This is a genomic window from Priestia sp. FSL W8-0524 (assembly GCF_038005965.1).
Taxonomy (GTDB): domain Bacteria; phylum Bacillota; class Bacilli; order Bacillales; family Bacillaceae_H; genus Priestia; species Priestia zanthoxyli.
On the sequence record NZ_JBBOUG010000001.1, the window covers coordinates 932,149 to 946,935 of the forward strand.

Below are 14,787 nucleotides of genomic sequence, written 5' to 3' on the forward strand. Positions count from 1 at the left end.
TGATTTTGTTATGTTCTCTGTTGCATTAGCTAAAGGAAACAGAGAATTCTGTTTGAAATACACCGTCTTTTGATAAACGGTTGATGCCTAATTTTTCTTTGAAATTTCCGTTGTGGTCATGCGTATCTGCAATTCCAAACCAAGGTTCGATGCAAAGAAAAGGAGCGATTGTATGATTTTCTGCATCATATTTTGACCAAATACCGACATAAGGGAAATCATTAAACTGAACGTTAATTTGATTTTCATTAACCGGTGATTTAATTGTAATTCCGTCAATATGGCTAAAAATTAACGCGTCATTTGCAAATAAATCTGCGCTTAGCGGCAGCTTGTGCAAGTTTTCTGCAGCCCCTTTTTCATGAATAAGAGCGTCTTTTAATACAAATTCCTTCGGCGTAGTTTCAGAAGGCTCTATTTCTAAAAAGTAATCAGAAATCTGCTCGTTTTCACGTAGCGGAATACGAAAAGCAGGGTGGGCTCCAATTGAAAAATACATATCCTCTTTATCTTCATTTACTACTTTCCACTGAAACGTTAATCGATTGTTTTCCAGACGGTAGCTAATTTCAACTGAACATTCAAATGGATATACGTCTTTAAACCGGCCGTTTGTGGCAAATTTCAGCCGTGCTGTTTCGTTTGTTTGCTCAATCACGCTGAAAGTAGAATCACGTAAAAAGCCGTGCTGAGGCAAAGAGTATTCGCGCTGATCAACGGTATACTGATCATTTTTTAATCGGCCTACGATTGGAAACAATACGGGCGATACTCGTCCCCAATAAGCGGGGTCTCCGCTCCACATAAACTGCAGGCCTTTTTCTTTATGAAATACTTCTACAACTTCCGCTCCTTTTTCTTCAATGCTGACTTTCATTTCGCTATTTTCTAGTACAATCATTACAACATCTCCCAAATCGTTGTTGTACGCTAGAGCTGTCTCAAACGTACTGGCTTTGCTTATATTATACCCTTCTTGGCAAAAAAGGTATTAATTTCCCTATTTTTGTTCAAATTAATATAGAAAAAGGAGGGTTCAAATATGAATCATGCAACATTATTGCTCATTAAATTTGCAGCGGCACTTATTGCGTTTGGTATAGGCCTTGATTTGTTTTTTGATGCAACCATCGGAGACATTATTTCTTTTAGCTTGTTAACGACAGTTGTGACATATCTAGTAGTGGATCGAATTGTACTGCCTCGAGTGGGAAATCGCGATGCCATTATTGTTGAATTTGTTCTAACGTATATGAGCGTATGGATTTTTGGAACATTGTTATTAGACAGTTACGTTCAAATTGCTTGGGGAAGTATTATTTCTGCAGCTATTATTACATTTGCTGAAGTTTTTGTTCACCGCTACTTATTCAACCATATTGAAACGAAACATACAGCGAGAACGCGTCCGGCTTTTAAGCGAAAACTAGCGTATGACACAGAATTTGCAGAAGAACAGCATGTAGAAAACAAAGAAAATCCAAAATAAAAAGAAAGCTCAATTTTGAGCTTTCTTTTTATGTGTTAATGCATAAAAGTCATTTCTTTTAAAGGCCAGTATTTCATGTTGACTTCTCCCATGATTGAAGAGATAGGAGTAAGGCCAAAATGCCTTCCATCTCGGCTGATACGTCTGTTGTCACCTAGCACTAATACGTATCCATCGGGTATCGTGCCGTCTGGAGACAGTTCGTACGTTGAAAAATTTTCGGTGAATCGCTCGTAAACGGGCACTTTGGACAAGTATTTATGAAGATGCGGCTCTTTTTTGACCTTGTTATTTATATACAGAACATCATCTTTGTATTCGACCGTTTCTCCAGGTAAGCCCACAATCCGCTTTACTAGAAAATCACTGCTATAGGGAGCTTGTAACACGACAATATCAAAGCGCTCCAGCTTGCTGTGTTTGTTAATAATAATTCGATTGCCTTCGTGCAAAATAGGCTTCATAGAATCGCCTTTTACAGTGTAGGGCTGAAACCAATAGTGCTGAACGACAACAGAAAGCAAAACGGTGCCGAGGATGACGCTTGTGTATGTAAGAATTTCACGCTTTATTTTTTTATTGATCATAATGGATGAACACCTTCTTAACGGTAAGACTATCAATTTAGGTTTTTCATAGAGATATAACAGTGTTGATTGTACCATTCAGAACTAAAGTTTTCCATATCTATCTGTTTATGCGTGTATCCCGAAAATATGCTTGGCGGAACAAAAAATGAAAAAAGCCGTTATTCTTTAAAATAACGACTTTTCTTTATTATAACTGAGCGCGCTCAGTTCGAGTAGCTGGTTGATTTGGTTCTTCTTCTATAACAGGCTCAACAGGCTTATGCTGCTTGATTTCTTCTTCTAGTTCAGCAATTCGCTTGTTTTTCTGTTTCACTTGTCCTCTTAGTTGAACAATTTTTACAAAGCTCAATGAAGCAGCAACAACTCCTCCAAACACAGCCGTTGTTAAGATGATTAAAATAAGAGGCCATTTTTGTGAACCAAATACATAGTTAAATTGTACAGGATCGTTGTTAATTACAGCTAAAACAGCAATGATAAGAGCAAATATAAGTCCTAAAATAAAAAAGCTCTGTCCTTTCATAAGCTGCACTTCCTTTCTTTACATGGTCATTACAACTTTTATAGCGTAACCACTCATCTTAAGTGTTTGCTATCTTGCTTATAGGTATACGTATCCACATTTAAACAAAATCAAACATTTTCTTGATTATATATATCTTTCTTTTAAAACACAATATATCAATTGGTGTAGAAGCTTTGACATGTCCAAAGACCTGATAGAGGGGGATTTTTGAGGGAAGGGAGTAGGTATAAGGCTTCATTGTCATAAAAAAAGCACGCGTTCGCCGCGTGCTTTTTTTATGTATAAACTTAAAATGCGTTTAGGGTGTTATCGCTTAACCACTGTTTGCGTTCAGCTGCATCTTCGAATAACTCATCTGCATTTGTAAATTGAGAAGCAATGACATATTCAATTGTTGCAAGAGGAGCTGTTAGCAAACGCCAGTTTAATACGATTGTATTATCTTGAGTCGTAGCGTATTCTTCACCTAACTCGTCCCACTTAACAGATTCAGGAGCATTGTCAGCTGCTTTTTTAACAGATTTCAAAGCTTCTTGGAATTTTTCACCTGCGCGGCCTTGGTACCATTCTGTTAATAGTTGTCCAATACCTTCATTTGTTTGCTGCTCGTTCCAGCTTTCAGGTACTGTAGCAATGAATTTTGCACGGAATGTCATTTCAGCTTTTGCTACATCTCCACGAACGATGTTTAAGCGGTATTGACGCCCTAGGTAAGGGAATTTGTCTCCTTCTTCAAAAGAACCAGTTTTAGCTGCAGAAGCTGCTGCTTTAGGAGCCTCTTTTTTAGCTGTTTCTTTTTTTACTGCTTCTTTCTTTGGAGCAGCTGGCTTTTCCTCAGCTGGTTGTGAACCGTTTAGTTGTTTTAAAATCCATGTTGCTTTGCGTGCGATGATTGAACGCACATTGTTTTCATTAAGACCTCTTGGGATAATAACTTTTACCCCTTCTTTGTCACAAATTTGCACCGTGATATCGGTTCTATTTGGAACGACTTCAATTTTGTAGTCAATTGTTTGATTGCCTGTTTGATACGTATACATAAAATTTTTCGTACTCCTTTCTACAAATCTTCATTTTATAAGCAAAGGTAGAGTTTGGTCAAATGAAAGAATAATCAGACAGTTATCAACTGCTGTTGCAGCGCCTTGCAGGAAGATATGTATTCCAATATTTAGTGGAAAAGCGCCAATAATAATTGTTTCAATTCTTCTTTAGTTTTTACAAAAAAATATAAAAATATGCCGATACTACTAATATAGATTAGACATTCTATGTCTTTAGATTGTATAGGGGATGAAAAAATGAAAAAAGCTTTTCAAAGTTTACGCATGAAAATGCTATGTATGATTGCAGCCATGATGGCCATAACATCTACTGTAATTGAAGTAACCAATTATTATCTTATTGTGAAACAAGAGCAAGCAGCTTCGATTACGCTAGTGATTACATTTCTGTTTGTTTCTTTTACAACTACCGTGTTCTATTTTATCATACGTCGCTACATAATTGCGGTTGAAAATTTGTCAAAAACAATGAAAGGGATTTCAAACGGCGATTTATCTGTAGATGTTGTTCCTTTGAAAGGGAAAAATGAGATTAGTACACTCATATCTTCACTTAATGAAATGATGACTCACATGAGAATACTGCGTCAGAAAATAAGTAAAACAAAGAGCACGGTCAGTCATTCCTCAGAGCAATTGCTTGTAAGCATGGAGGAAACAAAAACAGCTGTGACAGAAGTTACGATGTCTATTCAAGAAATTGCTGCGGGTTCTGATAAGCAGTTGCTAAGTGTGGTTGAAACCGAGCAGGCTATGGTGGATATGGCCAAGCTGCTTCAGAAAATGACTGATCATTCTTCAAAGGTACAACAATCGATGAACAGAGCCTCTGAACATGCTTCTACCGGAAATGTTGCGGTGAAAGATGTGACGAATCAAATGAATAAAATCTATGAAACCGTTAAGATATCGACCAGTGAAGTAAAGGGACTCGAAGATCGTTCCGCAGAGATTGGCCGCATTATTAATACGATTACAAGAATTGCTGAACAAACAAATCTTCTTGCACTTAATGCTGCTATTGAAGCTGCAAGGGCTGGAGAACATGGAAAAGGTTTTGCTGTAGTGGCAGGGGAAGTACGTAAGCTAGCGGAAGAATCTAAAACGTCCGCTATACAAATCAGTCATTTGTTAAAAGAAATTGAAGTACAGGCAAAGCGGGCTTATCGAAACATGGAAGTGAATACGGAAGAAGTCACGCTTGGTATTGCCACTGTCGAAGATGTAACGCAACAGTTTTCCATAATTATGGAAGATGTCTTTGCCGCTCAAGAACAAATGAACAAAATGACAAAAGCAACAGGAGAGATTGATGGGTATTCGTTTAAGGTAATGGAGTCTGTCATGGCCCTTTCGGAGGTTGCTAAACAAGCAGCTGCTTACGCTGAAGAAGTAGCTGCGGCTTCACAAGAGGAGTTAGCATCTATAGAAGAACTTGTGATGTTGGCAGCTAATTTAAAATCTACGGTAAGTGAGTCCTGAAGTCTATCTTGATATGTACGTAATACGCGCAGTTTTCTGCGTGTATTTGTTTTATTTATATCTTTTATAGAAAACGATAAATAGAATTGACACGTTATCAAAGCAGTTGTATAGTGAGTACGCAAGGCGGCAGTCTGCCTTTTTTTAATTCTTAGTAAACTTATAAGTTAAATAAAATATTTAAGTACTATATAAGGAGACAAAGAGATGAAAAATGAATTCCGTTTGGCAACAAATGACGACGCGGATAACTTATTGAACTTAACTCTACAAGCATATAAGCCTATTCGAGAGCTAGGCATTCCTTTCTTAGCAGCTACTGCTGATCTTGCCCTCGTTAAGAAAAATATTTCTCAAAACCTTTGCTATGTATATGAAGAAGATAAAAGAATCGCTGCCACTGTATCTATACGAATGCCTTGGGGAGAACATCCAGGTCCGTTTGCTGTTCCGCATTTTTGGTGGTTTGCAGTGGACCCGTCGCTTGCCAGGAAAGGCGTTGGATCTAAGCTGCTGCATCTAGTAGAGGAAGAGGTAATAAAGAATACGTTTAAATCGCCAGGTGTGTCTTTAGGAACAGCAAAAGAACATCCTTGGTTAGTTGAGATGTATGAACGAAAAGGATATGTTCAAGCTAAAGAAAAGCACCTTGCACAAGGCTATACGACCGTATTTCTTTATAAAAAATTCAATGAGGTACACTCTTTGTCGTAAAAGATAGAGAAGTGGTCTAAATTAAGAAATGTGAAAGAGTGATAAATATGACAGATCAATTACTACTAAATACGCTAATAGACATACGCCGTGAGCTGCACCGGTTTCCAGAGCTTTCAATGAAAGAATATGAAACAACTAAACGTATTAAAAAGTGGTTAAAGCACTACGATATTTCTATAGCGGATGCATTCCATTTAGACGTGGGAGCAGTAGCGGAAATTGTGGGAGGAAAGCCGGGACCTACTATCGCTATTCGAGCTGATATTGATGCGCTGCCAATTGAAGAAAAAACCAATCTGCCATTTGCTTCTGAAGTGAACGGTGTTATGCACGCATGCGGACATGATTTTCATACGGCTTCTATAATCGGAGCAGCCATTCTTCTCAAAGAGCGTCAGCAGGAGCTTTGCGGTACGGTTCGATTTATCTTTCAACCGGCCGAAGAAACGGCTTCTGGGGCAAAAATGCTCGTTGAAAAAGGTGTGCTCGAAGGAGTAGAAGCGATATTTGGAATGCATAACAAACCGAATCTTCCTGTAGGAACCATTGGTGTCAAATCGGGACCTTTAATGGCAAGCGTTGATCGTTTTGAAATTGACGTCAAAGGAGTAGGCGGTCACGCAGGTATTCCAGAAAAAACAGTAGATCCGATTGCTGCTGCTGGTCAAATTGTTACTAGTTTACAAACCATTGTCAGCCGTAATCTCAGCCCATTTCAAAATGTTGTTGTCAGCATAACTCAAATCCACGGAGGGAGCTCGTGGAACGTCATTCCTGACAAAGTAACGCTTGAAGGAACGGTGCGTACCTTTCAAGAAGAAGCGAGAGAAAAAATACCGGCTCTTATGAAACGAACTGCTGAAGGGATTGGAGCAGCTTTCGGGGCTTCAGTAGACGTTAAATGGTATCCGTATCTTCCTGTAGTAAACAATGATGATACGCTGGAAAAATTGGTTATTAACGCTGCAGAGAATCTTAGTTATCAAGTCGTAGAAGCTGAACAATCGCCTGGAGGAGAAGATTTTGCCGTATATCAGCAGCGTGTACCAGGATTTTTTGTATGGATGGGTACGGCTGGAGAATATGAATGGCACCATCCTTCTTTTTCATTAAATGAAGAGGCATTACTTGTAGCAGCTTCTTATTTTGCTAATCTAAGCTTTGACTTTTTGAATTCATTCCATTACCAAAAAAATTAAAATATTTTTATTTTTCTATTTACGCGGATGGAATTGTTTGATAAAATAAATTTTAAATTAAAAAAGTTATCACGAGTGGACGAGAGATCTGGCTCTTTGACTCCACAGCAACCTACGAATGTAAGGTGCTCCTACCAGCAAAGCATGTGCTTTGGGTGATAAAACGGGTGAAAAACTCATTTTGCATCAAAGCAAAATGAGTTTTTTTTATTTTTCTAAAAGGAGAGGGTTTTATGAGTCATACAGCAGTTGCAGCACATACAGGAGAGAAAGCATTAAAGGAAGCCGTAAAATTATTAGGAAAGCATTATCAAGTAGCTTATCGTGAATTAGAAACATTTTATGAAATTGTGGTCGAAAACCATGTTCGTACATATGCTGTAGGCATAGATATTAAAGATGTACAAAAAGCAAATGAACTAGAAATTTATTCATCATGCTGTTCCAAGCTTGAGCGAGTAGGCTGTCTTTTATAGAAGTCTGCTCGCGCCTCTATTTTTAAAGTGTTTTTAAATAGAAAGCATGTTTTTTGACAATTGAAGAATCTGGTGGGTATAATCATTACTCACTAGGTTTTAAAATTAATCATAAATTGTCGAAATTTTTACACAAATTAAAGGTTACATTCGAAATGAATTGTGGTATGTTATAAAACAAGAATATTTTATGAAAGGAGCATTGAAATGGAAATGTCTCTTGAACATGGAAACGATGCAGGAAGCGAACAGCTTATTGATCGTATCCTAGACTTTTTAGAAGATGACGAAAAGTAAAAAAAGAGTGTGCGGTGCTAGCCCTAGCCGCGCACTCTTTTTTTATCATGTGCGTCAAGGAAGCGCATACTATGATACATAGGGATAGAATGAAAGGGTCTCTGTCAAAGGGATTGACGAATCGTTTTGTTTGATGGAAAATTTAGAAAAAGGAAAGAGATGAAGGGTATGTCGAACAAAACATCTTTGTATCAAACAAAAGAACAGTTAAAGAAGCTTGTAAGCGAATTGGTTTCTATACCTAGCGTGACAGGAACGATGGCAGAAGTGGAAATGGCTGAATCGATAGCGGCGTATTTATTGAAGCTGCCTTACTTTCAAAAAAACGAGCAAGTTGAGCTTCATTCAACAGGAGACGGGCGATCGATTGTCACAGCTTTTGTTGAAGGGAAAAATACGAATAAAACAGTTGTATTAGTCAGTCATTACGACGTAGTGGATGTACAAGATTATGGACAGTGGAAAAAGGATGCTTTTCACGCTGATACGTTAACGAGTACTTTTTATAATGATATGGAACAAGTTCCGGCGCACGTACAAAAAGATATGATAAAAGGAGACTGGCTTTTTGGCCGAGGAACGATGGACATGAAAGCAGGTATTGCTCTGCATATCAGTATGATTGAACGAGCATGCAACGGAGAGTTTGACGGAAACATCCTGCTTCTGTCGGTACCGGATGAAGAAGTAAATTCGCTCGGAATGAGAAAAGCAGTGCCTGTTCTTTTAGAACTTGCGTGCAAACATCAGCTGGATTTTTCTCTCATGCTAAATGCAGAACCAGTGTTCAGCCGCTATCCTGGTGATCAAACGAACTATGTGTACTCAGGATCGATTGGCAAGATCATGCCAAGCTTTTTGTGTTATGGAAAAGAAACTCATGTAGGGGAACCGCTAGCTGGTTTGAATGCTAATTTACTAGCTTCTTATTTAACAACAGAAATAGAACTAAACGTTGATTTTTGCGAAAAAGTAAGAGATGAAACGAGTCCACCTCCTACTGTGCTGATACAAAAAGATTTAAAAGAAGAGTATTCCGTTCAAGTTCCGCACTCTGCCGTTGTATTATTTAATTTATTTATGTTAAACCGCTCTCTTAAAGAAGTAACAGATCTGCTGTTGAAATCGGCTGACAAAGCGGCTTTGAATGTAAAAAAACATTATAATAAAGCTGCTCGGCAGTACGCTGTGGGAATGGAGGGTTCATCCCTTGACGTGAACGTATGGACGTATGAAGAACTTTATACTCATGCAGTCAAACAGCATGGTGAAAAATATGTGCAAGAAATGGAAGCGGCACTTTTGGCACAAGAAGATGATGACAGAAATAAAACCATTAAATTAGTAAACTCTTTAGCTGGTTTATGTAAAGAAGCAGCTCCGATGATAGTCTTATTTTTTACGCCGCCTTTTTACCCGGCCGTTTGTTCACATGATGATCTCTTTGTACAAAAGATTTTGTCAAACGTACAGGCAACTGCCAAAGAGCAATTCCAAGTGGAGCTAGTTGAACAAAGTTATTTTGGCGGAATTTCGGATTTAAGCTATGCCAGCCTGCAGCACCCGCTTCATACATTTAACACGTTAGTAGCCAATATGCCTCTATGGAATAAAGGATATCATATCCCGCTAGAAGAGCTAGAGGAGCTGAAGATGCCGGTGCTGAACATTGGACCGCTGGGAAGAGATGCGCATCAATGGACCGAAAGATTAGACGTTCAGTATTCCTTTGAGATTTTGCCTCACTTCATTTATCAAGCTATAAAAGAAGCACAGAAATAAACATCCGCCCGCGGATGTTTATTTGTTGAATTTAAAAGAAGCTCCTTGTACGGTAATTTGTTGCGGTGTTAGAGCGTGATCCAATTCAACCAAAAATGGACGCTCTCCAACTTTTTTTAATGTATCGTGGACAACACCTTGTGTTCCGCTGCAAAAAATAAGGTTTCCTTTATTGACATATAGTTTTTGACAACGTGCATCAAGTAAAGAGTCTTTGTAGCTTTCGCCAGCCTGAACGTCCAGCAGTTTTGTCCATTTGCTGATGGATTCTTCAAGGTTATGTACAGCACAGTAAATGTTTTTTAGCTGCAGCTGACCGGCTTGATGGGAAGAAAGAGCAGCTAGCTTTGGCTTGCGTTTTTCTTCTGGTTCACCCCACTCAATAAAGAAAGGAAAAGGGAGGGCATCATGGTCATCTTCAATAAAACACATTTGCCATTGAAGTCTTTCTCCATCATTAGTTTGACGAGACCCCGCTACAGGGCCTTTTACAGTGTAGCCCTTGTCTTTCAGCTCGGTTATGAGCAAATCCATATCATCTGTACGAAGGGCAAATCGCCCAAAATGACCAAACGGCGTATGTTCGTTAACAAGCTGCTGAATAAGATCATTATCTGTAACTGTTTGAGCTAATGCGATATCTGTAAGCCCAAGCCACTCAATATAGCTCAGGTGAAAATAAGCCAACGTGTTAAAAGTGCCCCATTTTTCATGGGTACCGCCTTTAATAACATTGATTCCGTATTCGTTTAGTTCTTTCTGAGCTTTAATAGGATCAGGTGAAAAATGAACAAGATGATCAAAAGATAAGTGCATGGGTAGGCCTCCTTTTAAGAGAGATTCTTTCCCACTATTATACTTTGTTTTCTTTTTTAAGAAGAGTAAAACGAATGATTATGTAAAATAAAAATCTTGAAAAAAGCAAGCCGCGTATGTTTTAGACTCGGCTTGCTTTAGAGTTAGTTAGCGACGGCAGCCATGCCCTTTAAAGCAGCAGCCAAATGATTTATTAAACCATGGATATGAGCAGCAAGGTGAACCGCAGCGACAGCGGCGACGGCTAGAACGGCGAGTAGAACGGCGAGTAGTGCGACGAGTAGAACGGCGAGTAGTGCGACGAGTAGTGCGGCGAGTAGTGCGACGAGTAGTGCGACGAGTAGTGCGGCGAGTAGAACGGCGAGTAGAACGACGAGTAGAACGACGACGAGAACGTCTGTGAAGAGCAGTTGGCTCTTGGTACATAAATGTTTCAAGCTCAGTAGAAGCAAGTGCTTCTGTTGCTTCTCTAATTCTTTCAGCAGTGATATGCATATAAACACCTCCTGGCTAATTCGGTACATAATACAATATGTACAAGGAAGGTGTTTGGATATAGTGAAAACATGGAATTTGTCTAAATTTGTGAAAGAAATGGAGTGGTTTTCATGCTTCAAATCCTCGAACATCAAAGAGTGGATATCGCTCTTCAAATAGTAGCTGTGCAAGTAGAAGCTTATCAAGAAGAAGCAAGGCTCATTAGCTTTTCAGATATTCCTCAGCTTACAGAAAGCAAAGAAGATGTTATGAAAAGCAAGGAAGTGTTTATCGGAGAAATAATTGAAGGTAAGCTAGCAGGCGTGCTGTCGTTTGAAAAAGAAAATGAGCGATTAACGATTTGCCGCCTTGTTGTGCGTCCTCGTTACTTTCGAAAAGGAATCGGAAGCCGTCTTTTAACATATGTACTTCAAAGATATTCAGAATGTGAGTGTATGGTTTCCACAGCCGAAAAAAATACACCTGCGATTAAGCTATACGAAGCTCATCGGTTTTCAATTATAAAACACACTGCAGCTGCGGATAATCTTGTGTTAGTAACGATGAAAAGAGATTGAGACATAGCTAGATTAATCCAAAGACTAACAAATTGGCTACATGAGCTAGTAGGAATCGGCTGTTGATTTCCCTACAAGGCTTCGCTTTCCGCAGGAGTCTTCGCCTTGCCCTCCAATCACCAGCTAGAAGTACCTACATACATGAAACTTACGTTTACCATAGCAATAAAAAAATCCGAACGCGTTGGATTCTCCATCAAGAATCTCGATTCATCGTTCGGATCTTCCTTCAGCTAAAATACTTTTGTTTCAGCCTCTATGATGATAGTGTTTGCTCAGAATAATCTAGAGCTGTATGACGCTGAATCAGCAGTAAAGCAGCTAAAGTGACAACTGCTCCGATAATAAAAGGCAGCGTCATATTGAGTTTAAAGGCAAATGCACCAAGCAGAGGGCCAAAAATACGCCCTAAGCTATCCATTGAGGCAGTTAACCCTGAAGCAGAGCCATATCCTACTTTGGTTCTCATCGTAATTAATGAGAGGACACAAGGACGAATAAGGGCATTTCCTGCTGTAAATATGCACAGAAATAAGGTAGCATTAACGGCACTAGAAGATAACAAAATAGACGTAAATCCTATTGCTGAAACCAATAAGCCAATAGCCATCAGTTTTTTTTCATTTCCTTTTTTAAATCGCTGCAGTACACCGCCTTGAATCAGGGCTTGAGTTAAACCGCTCGCCATAAACATCCATCCGATTGTCGTGGGAGTAGCATTGATTTTCGCTATTTGAAAAAATTGAAAAGTAGCTTCTAAACCAGCGAGCGTAAAAGTAGCTAAAAATGAAAGAACATATAAATACTTCATAGCTCCTTGAAAATCTGACGTGAAGTCATGCCATCTGGATGTCTGTATTTTGGCAGGAGGTTCTTTTCGTAACGATTCTTTTAACGTAAAGAATGAGAACGCTGTCATAATCAGTGACAAGATACCAGAGATAACGAAGGGAACAAACAAGCCGAAAGACGAAAGGACACCGCCTAATGCCGGTCCAAAAATAAAGCCTAAGCCAATTGACATCCCTAACAGTCCCATTGCTTTCGTGCGGTTTTCTTCATCTGTACTATCAGAAGCGTATGCAAAAGCACAAGGAATAACAGCTCCTGCAAACAAACCTCCGATGATGCGTGACGTATACATCAGAGTCAGAGAGTTTTCTGCCACCGAAAAAAGAAAAAAGCTTGCGCTAAAGCCAAGTAAGCCCCAAAGTAAGATGGGACGGCGGCCTTTTATATCGGAAAGCTTCCCCCAAAAAGGTGCGGTAATAAAAGATGCGATCGAATAGCTAGCCATTAGTATCCCTAAATTGACCGTGCTTGCACCCGTGGCACGAATAACTTCAGGTACGATGGGGATGATCACGCCAAAGCCGACAAATACCATAAAAATAACAAACATTAACGTTCCAAGCTGTTTGTTCATATGCAATTAAGCCCCTTTCTCTGTAGAACATGCCGTGAGTTTAGTATACCAAATACAAAGACGTTTTTTACGTATATTTGGTAAAAAGCGCTTTATTTATAAGTGAAGAAAACATGTTAATATTTACCTGTTGCGCTGAAACTGATACAATTAAAAGAAAAGGGACGTGAAGCAATTGCCAATATGGATTGTATTTGCTGGGATTATAGGCGGTCTTTTAGGATTTGGGGCGCTAGTGGATTATATAGCTAAAAAGAGAAGTGTCGAGCTAAATCCAGAAGAAGGGATAAAGAATGCTTCTGATGCAGAACAAATCTATGTGGAAAATTACCTTTATCAAACAAAAGAAAATAACAATCACTTTCAATAAAAAAAAGCTTGGAGAGAAATCTCCAAGCTTTTTTAATGCGGTAAAAAGATGAGCTGATAGAGAAATAAAACAGCAAAGACATACACAAGCGGATGAACTTGTTTGCCTTTTCCTTTTACCAGCTTCATTAACGGATAAGAAATGAAGCCAAGCGCAATTCCTGTTGCAATACTTGATGTAAGAGGCATCGCTAGAACAACTAAAAAGGCAGGGAACGCTTCATCAAAGTCATTCCAATTAATTTTAGCTACAGCACCCATCATCAAGCTTCCGACAATAATTAATGCAGGTGAAGTAATAGCTGCTACGCCAGAAACCGAGCTTACAACCGGGCTAAAGAATGCTGCCACGATAAATAGAATGGCTACCGTCACGCCCGTTAGACCTGTACGTCCGCCTGCTGCTACACCAGATGAAGATTCAACGTAAGCGGTTGTTGGGCTTGTACCAAATAAAGCGCCAATCGTTGTACCAAAGGAGTCAGCAAGCAATGCTTGACGCACGCGAGGCATCTTATTACCTTTCATAAGACCGGCCTGTTGAGCTACGCCTACCATTGTACCTGTTGTATCAAAAATCGTCACAAGTAAGAAAGAAAAAACAACTGTGTACAAATCATGATGAATAACATCTCCAAAAGCAGCAAAAGGATTTGAAATCATTAAGCCATCTGGAAGGTGAGGGGAAGCAAACAAACCTTTATCAAATGAAAGCTGTCCTCTAAAGAAAGCAATTAATCCGGTAATAATCATACCGAAGAATAAAGCGCCGTTTACATTTAGCGTATATAAAATGATTGTAATCGCAAGTCCAATCAGTGTTAAAACTACTTTCTCAGACTGCAAATCACCAAGTCCAATTAAATTTGATTTATTTGCAACAATAATACCGGCTGAACGAAGCCCGATAAAAGCAATAAATAAACCGATACCAGCACTGATCGCGTGCTTTAAATTGTTTGGAATAGCTTCAATTAATTTTTCACGAAACGATGTTAACGATAGGATGATAAAGATAATACCCGCTACGAATACAGCTGAAAAAGCAGTAGCATAGTCGATACTTCCATTTGAACCAACAACTAAAGCAGCAAAGTATGCATTCATTCCCATACCGGGAGCAATAGCGATTGGATAGTTAGCTGCAAGAGCCATCCATAGCGTAGCTACGACTGCTGAAATAATAGTAGCTGTAAATACTTGATCAAAAGGAACGCCGGCGCTGGACAAAATAACTGGGTTCACAATGACGATATAAATCATGGTTAAAAACGTTGTAATACCAGCTAAAATCTCCGTTTTAGCATCCGTGTTATATTCTTTTAACTTAAACATAAGTAACCTCCAAAAATAACGAACATTAAAAGCAACATGATATATAATATTCGTTTTTTACTTGAAATGCAATAGATATGCATATAAAAAATCAAAAACTAAAAAAGTGACGATAAAAGAGCTAAAATAAGTGTGAAATATTTCTTTTTTTCGGTGCTTTTTAT

General features: G+C 38.9%; 16 protein-coding genes and 1 riboswitch. Of the genes, 8 read left to right on the forward strand and 8 right to left on the reverse strand.

All coding sequences use genetic code 11. The features are described 5' to 3' along the window. Positions 1-25 precede the first annotated feature (25 nt). Positions 26-901, reverse strand: coding sequence for an aldose 1-epimerase family protein (locus tag NST66_RS04595; protein WP_098627410.1), 876 nt, complete (start codon positions 899-901; stop codon positions 26-28). Between the two features lie 141 nt (positions 902-1,042). Between NST66_RS04595 and NST66_RS04600 the strand changes: the two genes are divergently transcribed. Next, positions 1,043-1,489 (forward strand): YndM family protein, encoded by a 447-nt coding sequence (locus NST66_RS04600; protein ID WP_016763336.1) that lies wholly within the window; start codon positions 1,043-1,045, stop codon positions 1,487-1,489. Positions 1,490-1,524: 35 nt separating this feature from the next. On the opposite strand, the gene lepB is transcribed toward NST66_RS04600, so the two are convergent. From lepB to NST66_RS04615, 3 genes are all read right to left on the reverse strand, one after another. Next, positions 1,525-2,076, reverse strand: coding sequence for a signal peptidase I (gene lepB, locus NST66_RS04605; RefSeq protein WP_028407847.1), 552 nt, complete (start codon positions 2,074-2,076; stop codon positions 1,525-1,527). 190 nt (positions 2,077-2,266) lie between these two features. Beyond that, complete coding sequence (locus tag NST66_RS04610) at positions 2,267-2,602, reverse strand: LapA family protein (protein WP_033578342.1); 336 nt, start codon at positions 2,600-2,602, stop codon at positions 2,267-2,269. Between the two features lie 290 nt (positions 2,603-2,892). After that, positions 2,893-3,645 (reverse strand): M48 family metallopeptidase, encoded by a 753-nt coding sequence (locus NST66_RS04615; protein WP_028414208.1) that lies wholly within the window; start codon positions 3,643-3,645, stop codon positions 2,893-2,895. 261 nt (positions 3,646-3,906) lie between these two features. Here NST66_RS04615 and NST66_RS04620 point away from each other — a divergent pair, with 261 nt between their 5' ends. The 5 genes from NST66_RS04620 (at position 3,907) to NST66_RS04640 (ending at position 9,622) form a co-directional block, all read left to right on the forward strand. Continuing rightward, on the forward strand, positions 3,907-5,151 hold the full coding sequence (locus NST66_RS04620; RefSeq protein ID WP_194273203.1) for a methyl-accepting chemotaxis protein: 1,245 nt from the start codon (positions 3,907-3,909) through the stop codon (positions 5,149-5,151). Positions 5,152-5,358: 207 nt separating this feature from the next. Then, positions 5,359-5,865: a GNAT family N-acetyltransferase gene (locus NST66_RS04625; RefSeq protein ID WP_048020280.1), complete on the forward strand. Its 507-nt coding sequence runs from the start codon at positions 5,359-5,361 to the stop codon at positions 5,863-5,865. A gap of 47 nt (positions 5,866-5,912) precedes the next feature. Continuing rightward, positions 5,913-7,067, forward strand: coding sequence for an amidohydrolase (locus NST66_RS04630; RefSeq protein ID WP_028414205.1), 1,155 nt, complete (start codon positions 5,913-5,915; stop codon positions 7,065-7,067). A gap of 63 nt (positions 7,068-7,130) precedes the next feature. Then, positions 7,131-7,232, forward strand: a riboswitch (SAM riboswitch). 68 nt (positions 7,233-7,300) lie between these two features. Next, positions 7,301-7,543 (forward strand): hypothetical protein, encoded by a 243-nt coding sequence (locus NST66_RS04635; protein WP_028414204.1) that lies wholly within the window; start codon positions 7,301-7,303, stop codon positions 7,541-7,543. 465 nt (positions 7,544-8,008) lie between these two features. After that, positions 8,009-9,622, forward strand: coding sequence for a M20/M25/M40 family metallo-hydrolase (locus NST66_RS04640; RefSeq protein ID WP_155017121.1), 1,614 nt, complete (start codon positions 8,009-8,011; stop codon positions 9,620-9,622). Positions 9,623-9,640: 18 nt separating this feature from the next. Here NST66_RS04640 and NST66_RS04645 read toward each other — a convergent pair whose 3' ends face one another. Both NST66_RS04645 and NST66_RS04650 read right to left on the reverse strand, forming a co-directional pair. After that, on the reverse strand, positions 9,641-10,438 hold the full coding sequence (locus NST66_RS04645; protein WP_049163510.1) for a VOC family protein: 798 nt from the start codon (positions 10,436-10,438) through the stop codon (positions 9,641-9,643). A gap of 147 nt (positions 10,439-10,585) precedes the next feature. Continuing rightward, the gene (locus tag NST66_RS04650) at positions 10,586-10,933 is read right to left on the reverse strand and encodes a CotG/ExsB N-terminal domain-containing protein (RefSeq protein ID WP_340843160.1); all 348 of its coding nucleotides are present in this window, start codon (positions 10,931-10,933) and stop codon (positions 10,586-10,588) included. Between the two features lie 113 nt (positions 10,934-11,046). Between NST66_RS04650 and NST66_RS04655 the strand changes: the two genes are divergently transcribed. Continuing rightward, complete coding sequence (locus NST66_RS04655; RefSeq protein WP_033578349.1) at positions 11,047-11,493, forward strand: GNAT family N-acetyltransferase; 447 nt, start codon at positions 11,047-11,049, stop codon at positions 11,491-11,493. Between the two features lie 256 nt (positions 11,494-11,749). On the opposite strand, the gene NST66_RS04660 is transcribed toward NST66_RS04655, so the two are convergent. After that, positions 11,750-12,919: an MFS transporter gene (locus NST66_RS04660; RefSeq protein WP_048020291.1), complete on the reverse strand. Its 1,170-nt coding sequence runs from the start codon at positions 12,917-12,919 to the stop codon at positions 11,750-11,752. 175 nt (positions 12,920-13,094) lie between these two features. Here NST66_RS04660 and NST66_RS04665 point away from each other — a divergent pair, with 175 nt between their 5' ends. Beyond that, a complete protein-coding gene (locus NST66_RS04665; protein WP_033578351.1) occupies positions 13,095-13,289 on the forward strand; it encodes a hypothetical protein in 195 nt (64 codons plus the stop codon). Between the two features lie 32 nt (positions 13,290-13,321). Here NST66_RS04665 and NST66_RS04670 read toward each other — a convergent pair whose 3' ends face one another. Next, positions 13,322-14,623: an NCS2 family permease gene (locus NST66_RS04670; RefSeq protein WP_013055916.1), complete on the reverse strand. Its 1,302-nt coding sequence runs from the start codon at positions 14,621-14,623 to the stop codon at positions 13,322-13,324. Positions 14,624-14,787: the final 164 nt, after the last annotated feature.

What these genes read in the sequence shown, in the direction of transcription:
- NST66_RS04595 (WP_098627410.1), bottom strand. Translation starts at nt 901, where the DNA reads ATGATTGTACTAGAAAATAGCGAAATGAAAGTCAGCATTGAAGAAAAA.
- NST66_RS04600 (WP_016763336.1), top strand. Translation starts at nt 1,043, where the DNA reads ATGAATCATGCAACATTATTGCTCATTAAATTTGCAGCGGCACTTATT.
- lepB (WP_028407847.1), bottom strand. Translation starts at nt 2,076, where the DNA reads ATGATCAATAAAAAAATAAAGCGTGAAATTCTTACATACACAAGCGTC.
- NST66_RS04610 (WP_033578342.1), bottom strand. Translation starts at nt 2,602, where the DNA reads ATGAAAGGACAGAGCTTTTTTATTTTAGGACTTATATTTGCTCTTATC.
- NST66_RS04615 (WP_028414208.1), bottom strand. Translation starts at nt 3,645, where the DNA reads ATGTATACGTATCAAACAGGCAATCAAACAATTGACTACAAAATTGAA.
- NST66_RS04620 (WP_194273203.1), top strand. Translation starts at nt 3,907, where the DNA reads ATGAAAAAAGCTTTTCAAAGTTTACGCATGAAAATGCTATGTATGATT.
- NST66_RS04625 (WP_048020280.1), top strand. Translation starts at nt 5,359, where the DNA reads ATGAAAAATGAATTCCGTTTGGCAACAAATGACGACGCGGATAACTTA.
- NST66_RS04630 (WP_028414205.1), top strand. Translation starts at nt 5,913, where the DNA reads ATGACAGATCAATTACTACTAAATACGCTAATAGACATACGCCGTGAG.
- NST66_RS04635 (WP_028414204.1), top strand. Translation starts at nt 7,301, where the DNA reads ATGAGTCATACAGCAGTTGCAGCACATACAGGAGAGAAAGCATTAAAG.
- NST66_RS04640 (WP_155017121.1), top strand. Translation starts at nt 8,009, where the DNA reads ATGTCGAACAAAACATCTTTGTATCAAACAAAAGAACAGTTAAAGAAG.
- NST66_RS04645 (WP_049163510.1), bottom strand. Translation starts at nt 10,438, where the DNA reads ATGCACTTATCTTTTGATCATCTTGTTCATTTTTCACCTGATCCTATT.
- NST66_RS04650 (WP_340843160.1), bottom strand. Translation starts at nt 10,933, where the DNA reads ATGCATATCACTGCTGAAAGAATTAGAGAAGCAACAGAAGCACTTGCT.
- NST66_RS04655 (WP_033578349.1), top strand. Translation starts at nt 11,047, where the DNA reads ATGCTTCAAATCCTCGAACATCAAAGAGTGGATATCGCTCTTCAAATA.
- NST66_RS04660 (WP_048020291.1), bottom strand. Translation starts at nt 12,919, where the DNA reads ATGAACAAACAGCTTGGAACGTTAATGTTTGTTATTTTTATGGTATTT.
- NST66_RS04670 (WP_013055916.1), bottom strand. Translation starts at nt 14,623, where the DNA reads ATGTTTAAGTTAAAAGAATATAACACGGATGCTAAAACGGAGATTTTA.